Annotated in this window: 16 protein-coding genes; 10 read left to right on the plus strand and 6 right to left on the minus strand. The window is 41.3% G+C overall.

Annotated features, from left to right (window positions below):
* Positions 1 to 2 precede the first annotated feature (2 nt).
* A complete protein-coding gene (gene recO, locus SHALO_RS03505; RefSeq protein ID WP_069477380.1) occupies positions 3 to 620 on the minus strand; it encodes a recombination protein RecO in 618 nt (205 codons plus the stop codon).
* 239 nt (positions 621 to 859) lie between these two features.
* On the opposite strand from recO, the gene gltB reads away from it, so the two are divergent.
* The 8 genes from gltB to SHALO_RS03545 are packed head-to-tail and all read left to right on the plus strand — an operon-like array spanning position 860 to position 11,128.
* On the plus strand, positions 860 to 5,284 hold the full coding sequence (gltB, locus tag SHALO_RS03510; RefSeq protein WP_069477381.1) for a glutamate synthase large subunit: 4,425 nt from the start codon (positions 860 to 862) through the stop codon (positions 5,282 to 5,284).
* A gap of 1 nt (position 5,285) precedes the next feature.
* Positions 5,286 to 6,668 carry a glutamate synthase subunit beta gene (locus tag SHALO_RS03515; protein WP_025343879.1) on the plus strand — a complete coding sequence of 461 codons (1,383 nt, stop codon included), beginning with the start codon at positions 5,286 to 5,288 and terminating at the stop codon, positions 6,666 to 6,668.
* Between the two features lie 10 nt (positions 6,669 to 6,678).
* Entirely contained in the window at positions 6,679 to 7,404 is a 726-nt protein-coding gene (locus SHALO_RS03520) for an inositol monophosphatase family protein (RefSeq protein ID WP_084011007.1), read from the plus strand.
* A gap of 22 nt (positions 7,405 to 7,426) precedes the next feature.
* On the plus strand, positions 7,427 to 8,305 hold the full coding sequence (accD, locus tag SHALO_RS03525) for an acetyl-CoA carboxylase, carboxyltransferase subunit beta (RefSeq protein WP_025343881.1): 879 nt from the start codon (positions 7,427 to 7,429) through the stop codon (positions 8,303 to 8,305).
* Positions 8,302 to 8,757 (plus strand): 23S rRNA (pseudouridine(1915)-N(3))-methyltransferase RlmH, encoded by a 456-nt coding sequence (locus tag SHALO_RS03530; protein WP_069477382.1) that lies wholly within the window; start codon positions 8,302 to 8,304, stop codon positions 8,755 to 8,757. The genes accD and SHALO_RS03530 overlap by 4 nt, the downstream gene beginning before the upstream one ends.
* A gap of 53 nt (positions 8,758 to 8,810) precedes the next feature.
* Positions 8,811 to 9,170 (plus strand): RNA polymerase-binding protein DksA, encoded by a 360-nt coding sequence (dksA, locus tag SHALO_RS03535; protein ID WP_025343883.1) that lies wholly within the window; start codon positions 8,811 to 8,813, stop codon positions 9,168 to 9,170.
* Positions 9,171 to 9,182: 12 nt separating this feature from the next.
* On the plus strand, positions 9,183 to 10,193 hold the full coding sequence (locus SHALO_RS03540) for a fatty-acid--CoA ligase (protein ID WP_069477383.1): 1,011 nt from the start codon (positions 9,183 to 9,185) through the stop codon (positions 10,191 to 10,193).
* On the plus strand, positions 10,190 to 11,128 hold the full coding sequence (locus SHALO_RS03545; RefSeq protein ID WP_069477384.1) for a tRNA dihydrouridine synthase: 939 nt from the start codon (positions 10,190 to 10,192) through the stop codon (positions 11,126 to 11,128). Before SHALO_RS03540 ends, SHALO_RS03545 begins: the two co-directional genes overlap by 4 nt.
* Here the strand turns inward: SHALO_RS03545 and SHALO_RS03550 are convergent.
* From SHALO_RS03550 to fliN, 4 genes are read right to left on the minus strand one after another with little or no spacing between them, the layout of a single operon-like run.
* Positions 11,122 to 11,484 carry a hypothetical protein gene (locus SHALO_RS03550; RefSeq protein WP_069477385.1) on the minus strand — a complete coding sequence of 121 codons (363 nt, stop codon included), beginning with the start codon at positions 11,482 to 11,484 and terminating at the stop codon, positions 11,122 to 11,124. The two genes, SHALO_RS03545 and SHALO_RS03550, sit on opposite strands and share 7 nt — an antisense overlap.
* On the minus strand, positions 11,481 to 12,410 hold the full coding sequence (locus SHALO_RS03555) for an AEC family transporter (protein WP_084010680.1): 930 nt from the start codon (positions 12,408 to 12,410) through the stop codon (positions 11,481 to 11,483). Before SHALO_RS03555 ends, SHALO_RS03550 begins: the two co-directional genes overlap by 4 nt.
* Positions 12,411 to 12,416: 6 nt before the next feature.
* Positions 12,417 to 13,286: a hypothetical protein gene (locus SHALO_RS03560; RefSeq protein WP_069477386.1), complete on the minus strand. Its 870-nt coding sequence runs from the start codon at positions 13,284 to 13,286 to the stop codon at positions 12,417 to 12,419.
* On the minus strand, positions 13,283 to 13,594 hold the full coding sequence (fliN, locus tag SHALO_RS03565) for a flagellar motor switch protein FliN (protein ID WP_025343889.1): 312 nt from the start codon (positions 13,592 to 13,594) through the stop codon (positions 13,283 to 13,285). The genes SHALO_RS03560 and fliN overlap by 4 nt, the downstream gene beginning before the upstream one ends.
* A gap of 168 nt (positions 13,595 to 13,762) precedes the next feature.
* On the opposite strand from fliN, the gene SHALO_RS03570 reads away from it, so the two are divergent.
* Both SHALO_RS03570 and SHALO_RS03575 read left to right on the plus strand, forming a co-directional pair.
* Complete coding sequence (locus SHALO_RS03570) at positions 13,763 to 14,191, plus strand: ArsC/Spx/MgsR family protein (protein ID WP_025343890.1); 429 nt, start codon at positions 13,763 to 13,765, stop codon at positions 14,189 to 14,191.
* Entirely contained in the window at positions 14,176 to 14,475 is a 300-nt protein-coding gene (locus SHALO_RS03575; RefSeq protein ID WP_025343891.1) for a hypothetical protein, read from the plus strand. The genes SHALO_RS03570 and SHALO_RS03575 overlap by 16 nt, the downstream gene beginning before the upstream one ends.
* On the opposite strand, the gene SHALO_RS03580 is transcribed toward SHALO_RS03575, so the two are convergent.
* Positions 14,472 to 15,056 (minus strand): gamma carbonic anhydrase family protein, encoded by a 585-nt coding sequence (locus SHALO_RS03580; protein ID WP_069477388.1) that lies wholly within the window; start codon positions 15,054 to 15,056, stop codon positions 14,472 to 14,474. The two genes, SHALO_RS03575 and SHALO_RS03580, sit on opposite strands and share 4 nt — an antisense overlap.
* Between the last annotated feature and the right edge of the window lie 78 nt (positions 15,057 to 15,134).

Consider the following 15,134-nt stretch of genomic DNA (forward strand, 5'->3'; position numbering starts at 1 on the left):
GATCAAAATCCCTCCAATAAAATTTTCCATAGCACATCAATCTGTTCATCATCCAGTGCTATGGTGCTCTGTTCTTCAAAAAGTTGCTTTACATGTAAAAGATCAAAGGTCTGATTCCACGCGCACAGTTTATGTGCAGGTAAAAAACCTCGAATCAGTGTTAAATCATTTTCAATGCGCTCATCGCAGTTAAAACAGATAAAATCATCGTGCAATCTTCCCTCATAAATCAAAAGTTTGATATAGGCTTCAATAGCGACCCGTTTAGGGTTCTGTTTTTGCCAAATAGTAGAACATACTTCTAAAAGATCAAAATAAAAACTATCAATCGTTGCTACCTCTTTGAGATGCGTGTAAAAAAGCCGAATAAAAGGTTGCCAAATCAGCATACGTTCGCGCTGGTTATTCCAAGGCGTTCCTAGGTGCATAATGGAGCGAAGCTGAGGAATGGATGACTTGAGAGAGGGAATTGCTTCAAAGTCAATTTTGTAGCCTAAATGAATCGTAGAGTGTCGGGCACCGTAAAATCTATAAAGAGTTTTAATGCTGGTTTGCGTTAAAATGGTGACAATTAAATCTTCGTCTTTGACGCGATTTAAATTGATGATGTATCCTTGCATAAAGAATTTTAGCATCTCAATATTTGACTATTATTAAAATTTAAAATTAATTATCTATATTTATTTTAATAAATTTATTGACAATTAATATGAATTAAGGTATGTAAATGCTATAAACATCGAAAAGTAGTGTTTAATTGAAAAATAAGCATTATTCATGTATTATCCTTCGCTTTTAGCTTAAAAATTTGTCAGATTTCGTCAGAATTTTGATGAAAATTCCACAAAAGGCTTGTGAAATGGATCTTATTACAGGATTTAAAGACAACTGCGGTTTTGGATTAATCGCAAACATAAAAAACATTCCAACCCATGAAAATGTCGAAGATGCTATCACGGCATTAGAGCGAATGATGCACAGAGGTGCCATTGCTGCTGATGGTAAAAGTGGCGATGGTAGTGGACTTCTCTTTTCCATGCCTGCTGAGTTTATGAAAAAAGAGGTGCACAAATTAGGCATTGATCTTCCAAAGCAGTTTGCTGTTGCTATGATTTTTTTAACCACCGATGAACAAAAAAGAATTTTTGAAGAGACCTGTGAACAAAACGATCTTAAAGTCCTTTTGTACCGCGATGTTCCTGTAAAAACAAAAGCCCTTGGAAAATTAGCACTCGATTCATTGCCTCAAATTGTTCAAGCCTTCGTAACATCCTCATCCTTAGTGGCAACCAAACGTTTTGAAGCACTGTTGTACTTAACACGTAAAATGGTTGAGCGAAGACTCGCCAATGAGCCTGATTTTTACATTGCCTCTTTTTCAAGTAAAGTGATTTCGTACAAAGGTTTGGTGATGCCAACCTACATCAAAACTTTTTTCCCCGACTTGAGCGATGTCGATTTTAAAGCAACCTTTGCCTTGTTTCACCAACGTTTCTCCACCAATACGCTCCCCAAATGGAAACTGGCGCAACCGTTTCGAACATTAGCTCACAATGGAGAGATTAACTCCATTTCAGCCAATCGTTTCAATACACACGTCAAAAGTGAGTGTATGAAAAGCACAATTTTCTCCGATGAAGAGTTGCAAAAATTGTATCCATTGACGACGAATGATGTGAGTGACAGTGCGAGTTTGGATAACATGTTTGAATTTATGCTGATTAATGGATTTGATTTCTTTAAAGCCGTACGCTCACTGATTCCTGCTCCATGGCAAAATGCACCGCACATGGACTCGGAACTTCGAGCCTTTTATGAATTCTCCAGCATTAATTTTGAGCCATGGGATGGTCCAGCGGCAATTTCACTCACCGATGGTCGTCATATCGCCTGTGTACTGGATCGAAATGGGTTAAGACCTGCTAAATACATCATTACCAAAGATGATCGCATCATTATCTCTTCGGAGTATGGTGTTTTAGATATTGAAGAAGACAACATCATCGAGCGAGGCAGATTACAAAGTGGACAAATGATCGGCGTGGATCTTAAATTTGGCAAGATCATGAAAAACGACGACATCAACGACTATCTGAAAAGCTCAAATACCTATACCGAATGGTTGAACAAAGGGCTTGTTTACTTACAAGAGTTTGTGGACATTCCTTTTTCTAAAACAACGGATTATGTACGTGAAAATTTAGAACTTGAGCAACGCTACTTTAACATTACGCAAGAAGTTAAAAATATGGTCATCGAGCCAATGATGAAAGATGGCAAAGAGGGTGTTGGCTCTATGGGTGATGACACACCAATGGCTGCGTTTAGTAAAGTCCAACGCAATTTCAGTGATTATTTTAAACAAAAATTTGCGCAAGTGACCAATCCACCGATTGATCCGATTCGTGAAAAAGTGGTGATGAGTTTAAATACGAGCTTTGGTGAAATTCGCAACATTTTAGAAGAAGATCAAGAGCATGCGATACGCATCAAATCGATCTCTCCTATTTTAATGCAAGAAAAGTACGAAATCTTAGACTCTTTTGGCGATTCTAGTAAAGCGCGCTATAAAGATGAGTATAAGAACCGCTACTTCTCAACACTGTTTGAAGACAACCTCAAAGGCAGTCTTGAAGATTTAGCCTATGACATTGCGCAAGCGGTCAAAAATGAGGGCATTCGCATTATTTTCTTGGATGATCGTGGCATGACGAGCAAGCTTAAACCGATGCCGATGATTATGGTGATTGGTCGAGTAAATCAAGTCCTGCTTGATGAAGGTGTTCGTTCATTGACCTCTATTATTGCCATTTCGGGTGAAGCGATCGATACGCACTCATGTGCGTGTATGATGGGATTTGGTGCGAGTGCTATTTATCCTTATTTACTCTATGCCACCGTTTTGGATGAAGGCAAAAAGAGTGAAATGGGCGCGTATGAGATCAAAACAAAACTCAAAAATGTCAACCATGCTTTGGGGCAAGGACTTTTAAAAGTCATGTCTAAAATGGGTATTGCGACCATTGCATCGTATAAAAACTCAGCACTCTTTGATGTTTTGGGTCTTGGAAAAGACGTGGTTCATGAGTGCTTTGATGGTGCAATTTCACTGATTCCTGGGCTTTCGTACGAAGATGTAGAAGAGCGTTTAAGTCGTAACCATCATTTAGCGTATGAGCTTAACATCAGTAAGAAGCTTTTCCCTCTTGAAATTGGTGGTTTTTATAAATACATCGATGGGCAAGAGTACCATGATTATCATCCTAATGCAATTCATGCGATTCATAAAGCAACCGTCACGGGCGATAAAAAAGATTTTCATGAATTTACGAAATTGGTGAATAATCGTGGACTCAAAATGATTAGAGATTTCTTTGAACTCAAATCCGATCGTGAGCCTATTGCGCTTGATAAAGTTGAGTCTAAAGAGGCTATTTTTAAACGTTTTTCAACCGCAGCGATGAGTTTGGGTTCCATCTCTCCTGAAGCACATGAAGCTTTGGGTGAAGCGATGAATAAGATCGGTGGTATGAGCAACTCTGGTGAAGGTGGTGAAGCACCTGAGCGTCTTAAAAGTAACAAAAACTCACGCATCAAACAGATTGCATCGGGTCGTTTTGGTGTAACGCCTGAGTATTTGCGCTCAGCCACTGAAATTCAGATCAAAGTGGCGCAAGGTGCAAAACCAGGTGAGGGCGGTCAGCTTCCAGGGCATAAAGTAACGCCACTGATTGCCAGTCTTCGTTATACAATCCCTGGTGTTACGCTGATTTCACCTCCTCCTCATCATGATATTTATTCGATTGAGGATTTGGCACAGCTTATTTTTGATATGAAACAGATCAATCCAGAAGCGATTATCACTGTTAAGCTGGTCTCAACAGCAGGTGTTGGAACGATTGCCGCAGGCGTGGCAAAAGCCTATGCCGATAAAATCATCATCTCTGGCGGTGATGGCGGTACGGGCGCAGCACCTTTAACCTCCATCAAATTTGCGGGAAATCCTTGGGAAATTGGCTTAAGTGAAGCACACAATGCCCTTAAAGCCAACCACTTAAGAGACAGTGTACATCTGCAAACCGATGGTGGACTCAAAACGGGTCTAGATGTCATTAAAGCAGCTCTTCTTGGTGCGGAGAGTTATGCGTTTGGAACACTTTCGTTAACGATCATTGGGTGTAAAGTGCTTCGTGTTTGTCACTTAAACCGCTGCTCTGTGGGTGTGGCAACACAAGATGAGAAACTGAGAGAGCATTTTGTAGGAACGGTCGATAAGCTGATTAACTTCTTTACGCTTTTAGCGGAGGATGTCAGAGAAATTCTTGCACACCTTGGGTATACGCGCATGGAAGAGATTATTGGACGCAGCGATCTTCTAAGCGTAATAGACGACGCATTTGCGAAGAAGTTTGATTTCTCTTCCGTATTGATGCGACTCGAAGGTCCTGATACGCACAATGGCAAATCGAATGATCCGTTTGATAAAAATGAATTTGAAAAAGCCATTTTAAAAGATGTCTATAAAGTCATCGAAAATCCGGATGAAAAAATAGTCTTGCATAAAAGCATTAGCAACACCAACCGTAGTTTTGGAACACTCATCAGTGGTGAAATTGCGAAGTTTTACGGCAATAAAGGGCTCAAAGATGACAGCATCGTCTTTAGACTCAACGGTGTTGCAGGTCAATCGTTGGGGGCATTTTTAGCCAATGGGATTAATATCAACCTCAAAGGCACGGCGAATGACTATGTCGGTAAAGGTATGAATGGCGGTAAAATCGTCATTGCTCCCAAATATCAAGGCAGAGACTACTCATGTGCGGGCAATACCTGTCTGTACGGCGCAACGGGTGGTAAGCTTTACATTGCAGGCAATGTAGGGGAGCGTTTTTGTGTCAGAAACTCTGGAGCAACGGCTGTTGTTGAAGGTACGGGAGATCATGCGTGTGAATATATGACGGGCGGTTTGGTTGCCATTCTTGGAAATACAGGCGTGAATTTTGGTGCTGGTATGACGGGTGGTGTCGCATTTGTTTATGACGAAACACGTGATTTTATTGATAAACTCAACCAAGAGTTAGTGATTGCGGAACGCATTGATACGGATGATATGGATGAAGCACGCCACTTCTTGAAGCGACTTTTACGAACCCATATTAACGAGACAGCAAGCTTTAAAGCAACGCATATTTTAGATGATTTCCGCCACGCGGTAAGAGATTTTTGGATGGTGAGACCTAAAGATATGACGAAGGTACCACTCAATCCTGAGCAAGGAGACTAAGATGCAAAATTTTGTGAATGAAGAGAGATGTGAGCCTAGAAAACGCTCAACCGGTGATAGAGTCAAAGATTTTAGAGAAATTTATGAAATTTTGAGTAAAGAAGATGCCTCTTTGCAAGCCGATCGTTGTATTCAATGTGGCGATCCTTTTTGCCATAGCAAATGTCCTTTGCACAACTACATCCCCTTTTGGCTCAAAGCCACGAGTGCAATGAAGCGTGATTTGGCGTTTAATCTCTCCAATGAGAGCAATCCATACCCTGAGATTACAGGGCGAATTTGTCCACAAGATCGTCTTTGCGAAGGCGATTGTACGCTGAATGATGGGCATGGCGCGATCACCATTGGGGCGATTGAGACCTTTATCTCAGAAGAGGGATTTAAAAAAGGGTTGAAGCCAAGTTTTCCAGGCATTACGACGAAGAAAAAAGTCGCCATCATTGGAGCAGGCCCTGCAGGACTTGCCTGTGCAACCTACCTTTTACGTGCGGGTATTGCGGTCAGTATGTACGAGAGACAAAACAGAGCAGGTGGACTTTTAACGTACGGCATTCCTGGTTTTAAACTCGATAAAGAGGTTGTCGCACGTCGTGTCAGATGGCTTCAAGACGCGGGAATGACCTTACATGTAAACACCCATGTGGGTAAAGAAATGAGCTTTGATGAGATCGCACACAGCCATGATGCCCTATTTTTAGGTGTGGGTGCAGAGAGTCCTCGCAAAGCCAATATTGCCAATGAAAATGCGAATGGTGTTTTTATGGCAATTGATTTTTTACGCTCTATCCAGAAAAAACTTTTTAGTGAAAGTTACGATAAAAAGTTTGAAGTCAAAGGCAAAAACGTTGTGGTTATCGGTGGTGGTGACACGGCGATGGATTGTCTAAGAACCTCGATTCGTGAAGGGGCTAAAAGTGTCACCTGTCTTTACAGACGCGATAAATACAATATGCCAGGAAGCAAAAAAGAGTTTAAAAATGCGATCGAAGAGGGTGCAGAGTTTGTTTACAACGTAACGCCAAAAGAGATTTTGGTGAACTCTGAGGGACAAGTGATCGGCATTGATATGCACAAAACGATTTTAGGTGCGAAAGATGCGAGTTGTCGTCAATGCGTTGAGATCGTTAAAGGTGGCGATTTTAGAGTGGATGGCGATATTATCATCTTTGCCCTTGGTTTTACGCCAAGTGTTCCAACCTTCTTGGCAGAAAATGGCATTGAGGTTAATAAATCAGGCTGCATTGTCGTCAATGCGGAGTATCAAACCAGCAAATCAGGTGTGTATGCAGGCGGCGATTGCAAACGAGGTTCTGACCTTGTGGTTACAGCTGCAAAAGAGGGCAGAGATGCTGCGCTTAGCATCATCAAAAAATTGCTTGGATAATGAGTCCCATGTGAGCTTTTTAAACACCGCGATAAATGCCAATGAAGAGCTGTTTGAGCTTTTACATGTAAAAGGATTAAACGCGTCGCATCACCACCTTTTTGCCGTTGGCGCGGGTGGCGATGTGAGTGCTGGCATTGACCTCGAAGCTGAGCAGATTTTCATCAAACATCTTTTGCCTTTTGGTGAGATTGTCTCGGAAGAGAGTGGGGTGATCCCTAGCTCCAACGCTCATGCGCGCATTATCCTAGACCCCATTGATGGCAGTGACAATCTTCTTTCACACCTTCCCTATTATGGTACCTCTATTGCCTATTTTGAAAACGAAAAATGCACGCAAGCGATCATCACCAATTTAGCCAATGGCGATGTTTTTATCAAAGATGAAACGGGTTTACGCCAAGGAAAAATAGGAAAAAAAGACTTTACATTGGTTACATATAACGCCTTTTCAAAGGTAGGAATTTTTGAGCGTTCTTACTGTTCCAAAAAGGCACATGAGAAGCTGCACGACGCTAAAATAAAGTACCGATCCCCAGGCGCTTTTGCCCTCTCTTTAGCCTATGCCCACGATGTTTCCTTTGTGCTGTATGAAGGCGTTATGCGCTCCTACGATGTCGAAGCGGGTCTGTTTATGTGCGAGGATTTACATACCTTTTATGGGGGAGATATTTTCCTCGTAAGCAAAGATAAGGAAATTTTTGATAAAATAAAAAGTTTATTTATAAGCAATTAGCTTTCAAAGAGGATAAAAACCGATGCGATTTGCAGAAATTTTCTCTAAAATCCGAAAAACGCAATCTGCTCCAAGTGAAGCGCCAAGCCACTGGGTCAAATGCACTGCGTGCCAATCTTTAATGTATTACAAAGAGATCGAACAACGTTTTAATGTCTGCCCAAAGTGTGGTTTTCATATGCGTATCTCTGCAAAACAACGAATTGAACAGCTCTGCGATGAGGGAAGTTTTGTTGAGTTTGACACCAATCTCATACCGATAGATCCTCTGAAATTTGTGGATAAAAAATCCTATAAAAAACGTATCGAAGAGGCGCAAGAAAAAACAGGCAAAAACTCATCTGTCATGTGTGGCTCGTGCAGTATTGAGGGTGTGCCCGCTCAGATTGTTGTCTTTGATTTTGCTTTTATGGGCGGAAGTTTGGGCTCCGTTGAGGGTGAAAAGATTGTAAGAGCTATCAACCGCGCTATTGCCAACAAAGAGGGCGTGATTATCGTGAGTGCGAGCGGTGGTGCGCGTATGCAAGAGAGCACCTTCTCCTTGCTTCAAATGTCTAAAACATCCGCTGCTTTGACCAAACTCGCTGATGCCAAATTGCCCTATATCTCCATTTTAACCGATCCGACGATGGGTGGAGTCAGTGCGTCTTTTGCCTTTTTGGGCGATATCATCATGGCAGAACCAGGCGCACTTGTAGGATTTGCAGGTCAGAGGGTTATTAAACAGACCATTGGTGCCGATTTACCAGAAGGGTTCCAAAAAGCGGAGTTTTTATTGGAGCACGGTTTGATTGATATGATCGTAACGCGTACCGATATGAAAAAAGTGGTCGCAGACTTGTTGAATCTTTTAGGTGGGAGTTGCAAAAACGATGCATTTGAGTTAAGACTCAAAGCATGAATGTAAAGGTCTTTACGATCGAAAAAAGCAGCGATAAGGCACTTGATGCGATCGCTGGCGAATACACTAAAATGATTTCTCGCTTTGCCAAAGTCGAAGAGATTAAGATCTTTAATAAGCAAATTGCCTCCGCTCAGATGATCGGAGAAAAAGAAGCGCGAGCTTCTTACACAAAAGCGTACGAATCCCATTTAAAAGGGTACAATGTTGCACTTGATGTGGAAGGGGAACAGCTCAACAGTGAGCAGTTTAGTACACTTTTCGATCAAGATGTGAGCATTAATTTTTTTATTGGTGGTGCTTTTGGGTTTGAAGAGGGTTTTTTAAGCAAAACTCAAAAGATTATAAGTTTAAGTAGATTAACATATGCGCACAAAATCGCGAAAGTGGTTTTATTTGAGCAGATTTATAGGGGATTGTGTATAAAAAACAACCATCCCTATCATAAATAGTTGATTATAATGCAACGTTATTTCAGGTCAATTTTTTGTAAAGGAAACAAAGGATGAGAGAGCACGAGCTAAAGCATTTCGAGGACATTCTCAAAGAGAGACGCGTCCAAATCAAAAAAAATATCGAAGACTCAATGCGAGAAATCGAAGATCTTAAAGATACCGATGTCGGTGATGAAGCAGATCATGCTTCCGTGAGTACCGATCGTATGATCGAGCAAGCAATTAGTGCACAACAGATGAAAGAGCTCAACGAGATAGAGTTTGCTCTCAACAAAATTCGAAATGGCAGTTATGGCATTTGTGAAATGTGTGAAGAAGATATTGGTTTTCAACGCCTCAAAGTTAAGCCACATGCGCGCTACTGCATTGTGTGCCGTGAGATCATTGAGAAATCAGCAAAAAATAAATAAGTAGGAAAAGCCATGGGAATCAAACGCTATATCCTTGTGACGCTCATTTACATGTTAGCCATTGGACTGTATATCTATAGTTTTAATGGTGAAAGTTATACCCTTGAACTGTTTGGTCTCTCATTAAGCTTGCCTATAGCGTTATGGGTACTTCTCCCTGTATTCTTCTTGGCACTTGGTTCTATCGGGCACTTGGTATTTTATAATTTCAAAGATTTCCTCTACAAAAGAGCGTTGAAAAAAGACAATGAACTGTTTCAAGAGTCTGCTAAAAATCGTATTTTAGGTGAAGAGGTTACCACTTCGTATAAAACCGAGGGATTTAAATTTGCGGGAAAAGTGCTACAAAGTATGCGTTTTGATGCGACACTTCCAACATCGTTTATTGAAGAAGAGGTGGCAAAAGCATGTGCGGTTGCGGTGAGTGTGACAAACGGAAATTACGAAGATCTAAAAAAATATAAGCTTTCTAAAACCAATCCTCTTGTGATTCAAAATAGTATCAATCGTCTTAAAATTGAGCCTCGCTTTGCACTTGAGGTGCTTAAAAATTGTAAAGAACTTAACAGTGAATTGTGCAAAAAAGCGTATGAAGCATTGCTTGATTTTGCAAGTTTTAATGAAATTAAACGGTATGACTTTCCCACCGATAAAGATGCGTTTACACGTATGATGAAGCGTTATTTGGACGCGGATGATAGTTTTGAGATGGATATTAAATCGATTGAAGATATGTGTGAACAGTTTAAAGCCGATAGGGCTGATTATTTAGAGCTTGCGCGCGAAATGAAGATGAAATTAACACCGGACGCTTTGATTGCACTCTTTGAAAAACTTTACAACTCCAAAGGTACCGTTGCGACGGATGCTTATTTGTATGTACTTTATGATCTTCAAATGATTGATAAAATTCGTGAACTTCTCCTCAATTCTGATGGTGAAGAGTTTGTTAAATTTAAAACCATTATGTTCTTACGCGACCATGGTAAAAGTATTGACATCGAAAAATTCTTGCACGCATGACTTCCGAGATAGACTTTAGTAAGGGCATTTTAGCCCTTGCACCTCTTGCTGGCTTTACCGACCTTCCTTTTCGTAGCGTTGTTAAAAAATTTGGTGCCGATGTCACCTTTTCTGAGATGATCAGCGCGAATGCGCTGCGTTATGGTTCGGAAAAAACCTTTAAGATGATCACCAAATCGCCGTTAGAAACGCCCTACATTGTCCAAATTGCAGGATCAGACCTTGTGTCGATTAAAGAGGCGGTGTTGGCTTTAAATGACATTGAAGGCATCGATGGGATTGATCTGAATTGTGGCTGTCCTGTGCCTAAGATCATCTCTCAAGAGGCAGGTTCCTCTTTGCTTCTCAATCTTCCTCATATGCAAAAAATCATTGAGACGATTAAAACACACTCAAACAAACGCTACACCAGTGCTAAAGTACGTCTGGGATTTACCACCAAAATTCCTGAAGAGATAGCACAAGCGTGTGAGAGTGCAGGGGTTGATTTTATGAGCATGCACGGCAGGACACGTGCAGGAGCCTATAAAGCCGAAGTCGACTATCAAGCGATCGCACGAGCGCGCGCGTCTGTGAAGATTCCTCTGATTGCCAATGGCGACATCACGAGCTATGAAAAAGCGTTACATGTAAAAGAGATGACAGGATGCAATAGCCTGATGATTGGGCGAGGTGCGGTAGGTAATCCATGGATTTTTTATCAGATCAAAAATGAGCTCGTGCACGTTGAAAAAACCAAAATTTTGGAAATTGTCTTAGAACATTATGATGCGATGGTTAATTTTTACGGTCAAAAAGGGATTTCGATTTTTCGTAAACATCTGCATACGTATTCTAAAGGGTTTCGCGAAGCGTCAGAGTTTAGGGATAAAATTAACCGCATTGAAGATGGTGTGTTGATGCGAGAGGCTATTTTAACTTTTTTTGCTCAATAACCGTCATCAAAGCCTTGTGCTTTGTGTTTATCTTTTTTGTAATTCCCTCGATATTTCTCTTTTTCCAGTAAATTTGCCTCTTTTAAAAGACGTTTGTGCGTCTCTTCGATGTCTATCTCTTCGAGATTAATGATGCTATTGGAAACCAAATTGACATAATTTTGCAACAAATTAGTGTAGGTCGAATCAAGTCTGACGGGATCGACTTTTCTGAGTGTCTTAAGCCCTTTTTCGGCACGTTTTACAAACAAGACAAAATCAAAATTTTCATTTTTAAGTGCACTCACGCAACTGCCTAAAAAGCGCTCAAGAGCCCTGATATATTTAACGCGAGCGTCTTTGTCGTTGATGTTCATGGCATGCTCACGATGTTAAGATAGTGTAAAAGGTTGCTGATAAGGATAAAAAAAGGTATAAAAACCAATGAGGTGAAAAAGACCAAGAGGGTCACATCTAAGGGCTTACACTCATACAATGCGGCCAAATTGACGTTAGTGACCGCCAGTGGCACAATGAGTTCAATAAAAATCAGGGTCGCGACCATCGGCTCTAAATCAAGCAAACCATAGAGAATCCAACCAGCAATCAGTGGCGTGATGACAAACTTAATAACGCTTACATGTAAAAGGAGTTTCGTGTTGATACTGCGAAGTTTGATGTTGTAAAGGTACATACCAAAAATGACCAGTTGAATGACCATCGTACAATACGCTCCCATCTCTAAAGGAATACGCATCGCAGGATGAAGGTGGATCTCAAAAATATTCATTAAAAGAGCCAAGGAGGCAAACCAGATCACAGGTAATTTGATGATGTTAAAGAGGGATTGTTTGATGCTAAAGTTGCCTCTGGAGTAGAAGAAAACGCCAAGGGTATAGACGATAAATACATTGGTGATGTTGATCATGCTCATATACAAAATAGACGCATCTCCAAAAAGCGCGATGCCCAGTGGAATGCCAAGATTTCCCGTATTGCCAATGATCACACAGATGGTGATGATGGATTTTTCTTTAATGTCCTCTTTGAAAAAGATAAAAGCAATGAGGGAGCTTATCAGCACGCAGATCAGCGAAATCGTTAAGTACCAAAAGGGTGCTTCAAGGAGTGAAAACTCAATCGGACGGCTGGAGAGTCCCCAAAATGAGAGCATGGGTTGTAAAAAATAGATGGAGAGAAGGATCATCCCTTTTTCATTCATCTCCTCTTTGAGCATCCGCTTTGCCATAAATCCTAGAAAGATGAAGGCGTAGATGGACAAGATCGAGATAGCGATGGTCATAAGGTCTTAACGGAGCTCGTCGATAGGGGTGTAATCTGCGGAAGCCTTATTTTTATAGGTGCTGAGTTTGTTGTCTTGAAGTTTGAGGTAGTCATCCAAACGTCTGCGATTTTCCTCAAAAACTTTTTCAAAATCGGTGTCATCTTTGACTTCGCCATTTTGAAATTTCTCTAAAAGAACGTTGGAATTTCCTGTCATCACGAGGTATTTGATGGTGCCGTACTCAAAAAGTACCACACTGTTTTGGTTATCGATCTGTTTTTTATGCAACAGCGTTACCTCTTGTTGCGTGCCTGTTTTTGGGTTGAAAAGCCATGATTTACCACCCTTTTGAGCAGCATTGGATGGTTTGATCGTTTGAATTGCCAGTCGTTTTTTAATCCAAAACATCACGATCACCAAGAAGAGCAAAATGGCAATCACAATAATATAGCGCATGTCGATCAGATCAACCGAAGAGGAAGGTGCGGTTGGAAGGGATGAACTGACCGTCTCTGAGGAACTTTGTGTCGGTGCTTGCATCACACTACTGCGAATGCGAAGCCCAAAACCATCAACGGTTTTAGAGGCAACCACGCTCACTTTTTTATCGCTTTTAAGCACCACTTTAAGGGTATTGTTTTTTTCAGGAATGATGGTGAGTTCTTGAATGATATTAGAGTTAATACTCTTTTCGATCATCTTGTCATAGCCAAGATCGTTAATCGTAAGCGTAATGGACGTTGCATCGTTTTTTTGAGAGATACTGCCTTCATGGGGGGCATCAAACGAGAGCATCACATCAACGCGATCACTTCGCTCGTAGACATTGTAGGTCAATAAATTAGACGCATTTACCCATGAAACTAACACGAGGAGTGCGACAAAAAGTCTCATACGTTCTCTTTTTTAAAGTATTGGATGACGGTTTTGGAATCTAAAATTTCATTGATACGGATTGCGAGGTTTTTCTCATACACCATCACCTCTCCTTTACCAAAGATTTTGTTGTTGATGTAGAGTTCAACACTTTCACCTGCAGGTTTTTCAAGGTCGATGACGGAACCTTTTTCGAGTTTTAAAAGTTTTTGAATCGTAATATTGGTCGTGCCAAGCTCTGCCACAAAATCGACATTAATATCTAAAAGATTTTCAAATCCCGAGAGAAGTTTGCGTGCGACATACTCTTGATCGACTGCGTCCAATGCTATTCCTTTACAGATGTGTTCACCTAACAAAGCAAAAACTCTTCCAAACCTTGGTGTATAGGTTTATTATAGTTTATTTTGTTTAAATTGTTTATTAAGCTAGATTTTAGTGGTATGATGTTTGGTATAGCTTTTGCATAGACCCTATCTAAACGCAAAGGAGCGATGATGTTTAAAACGACACCCAATCAGGTCATTTTCTACGAAAAAACAGGCTGTAGTGGGAACGCTCGTCAAAAAGCGCTTCTTAAAGAACACGGTGTCATATTTGAAGTGCGAAGCCTTTTGGACACACGCTGGGATGTGCAAACATTGAACGCATTTTTTGAAGGACTAAGCCTCAAAGAGATGCTCAACCCTTTTGCGCCACAGCTTAAAGATGGGACGTTTAAAGTGGACGATTACACCAAGGAAAGTCTTATCGAAAAAATGGTGCAAGAGCCCATTTTGATCCGTCGTCCGCTGATGCAAATTGGTACTGTAAAGCTCTGTGGTTTCGACATTCCAAAGCTTAATTCCCTTTTACATGTAAAGATGCCAATTCCCCAAAATATCAACGCCTGTTTAAGCAGTGACGCATGCAACAATGCTTAGAATATATCTGTCGGGAGTTTGAAAAGGTCAAGGACTATTTGCATGCGCCCACACCTGCCAAAGAGCTGATCATCAACAACCTTTTTGCCAATTTTATGGACTGCTTTTCGGAGTATCCGTTTGAAAAAAAGCGCTACCCCAAAGAGTTTTTACACAGTGCCAATCTCTACAATGCAGGCGATGTGGTGATGCTAAAACGCTTTGAGGACATCGGAATGCGCTATTTGCTGCTGAGTGATTTTTACGATTATGTCAAAATCACCCATTTGTATCACAAAGTCTAATCTTCCTTCAAACTTGCCAGTTTCGCACAAAGCTTTTGCGTCACTTTTTTGGTCGTCGCTTCATCGCGCTCCAATCCGTAAACGCTAAGAGGAAAATTCAGAGGTTTTTGGATGCGCCAGATGCACTCGTGCTCTTCGGTTGGAAGGATGGAAGCAGGATTGCCCACGGCAACCCAACCGATGGGTACCATGCTATCAGCTTTGAGGCGTGATTTGATGTGAACCACCGCGCCAATGCGAATTTCACTGCGAGCACCCACGTGTGAACCATGCAAAACAGAAGCATTGGTCGCCACAAAGACCTCTTCTTCCAAATGACAGCCAACGACATGCGCGTGCGGGCCGATAAGGCAGTTATTTGCGATGTTTAAAGGGTGATTATCAAGGCTTCGAAGCACCGCATTTTCCATGACAACACACTCGTCGCCAATGCAAATCGCGCCACCTTCTGCGATAATTTGCGCCCCAAACAAAATGCGAGCGTTCGCACCAATGGTAACATTGCCATAAACCATAGCATTAGGAGCGATAAACGCGGTAGGGTCGATGCGCGGAGATACGCCTTGATGACTTGAAATCATAGAGTTTCCTTTTGAAAGCACAACGTGTGTGGATGAGATAAGATAGAGATGAAATTATACTGCTAAGCGAGGCAAATA

Source organism: Sulfurospirillum halorespirans DSM 13726 (genome assembly GCF_001723605.1).
Taxonomy (GTDB): Bacteria; Campylobacterota; Campylobacteria; order Campylobacterales; family Sulfurospirillaceae; genus Sulfurospirillum; species Sulfurospirillum halorespirans.

Excerpts from the sequence above, each read along its gene's own strand:
- recO (WP_069477380.1), bottom strand. The coding sequence starts at position 620 with ATGCAAGGATACATCATCAATTTAAATCGCGTCAAAGACGAAGATTTA.
- gltB (WP_069477381.1), top strand. The coding sequence starts at position 860 with ATGGATCTTATTACAGGATTTAAAGACAACTGCGGTTTTGGATTAATC.
- SHALO_RS03515 (WP_025343879.1), top strand. The coding sequence starts at position 5,286 with ATGCAAAATTTTGTGAATGAAGAGAGATGTGAGCCTAGAAAACGCTCA.
- accD (WP_025343881.1), top strand. The coding sequence starts at position 7,427 with ATGCGATTTGCAGAAATTTTCTCTAAAATCCGAAAAACGCAATCTGCT.
- SHALO_RS03530 (WP_069477382.1), top strand. The coding sequence starts at position 8,302 with ATGAATGTAAAGGTCTTTACGATCGAAAAAAGCAGCGATAAGGCACTT.
- dksA (WP_025343883.1), top strand. The coding sequence starts at position 8,811 with ATGAGAGAGCACGAGCTAAAGCATTTCGAGGACATTCTCAAAGAGAGA.
- SHALO_RS03540 (WP_069477383.1), top strand. The coding sequence starts at position 9,183 with ATGGGAATCAAACGCTATATCCTTGTGACGCTCATTTACATGTTAGCC.
- SHALO_RS03545 (WP_069477384.1), top strand. The coding sequence starts at position 10,190 with ATGACTTCCGAGATAGACTTTAGTAAGGGCATTTTAGCCCTTGCACCT.
- SHALO_RS03550 (WP_069477385.1), bottom strand. The coding sequence starts at position 11,484 with ATGAACATCAACGACAAAGACGCTCGCGTTAAATATATCAGGGCTCTT.
- SHALO_RS03555 (WP_084010680.1), bottom strand. The coding sequence starts at position 12,410 with ATGACCATCGCTATCTCGATCTTGTCCATCTACGCCTTCATCTTTCTA.
- SHALO_RS03560 (WP_069477386.1), bottom strand. The coding sequence starts at position 13,286 with ATGAGACTTTTTGTCGCACTCCTCGTGTTAGTTTCATGGGTAAATGCG.
- SHALO_RS03570 (WP_025343890.1), top strand. The coding sequence starts at position 13,763 with ATGATGTTTAAAACGACACCCAATCAGGTCATTTTCTACGAAAAAACA.
- SHALO_RS03575 (WP_025343891.1), top strand. The coding sequence starts at position 14,176 with ATGCAACAATGCTTAGAATATATCTGTCGGGAGTTTGAAAAGGTCAAG.
- SHALO_RS03580 (WP_069477388.1), bottom strand. The coding sequence starts at position 15,056 with ATGATTTCAAGTCATCAAGGCGTATCTCCGCGCATCGACCCTACCGCG.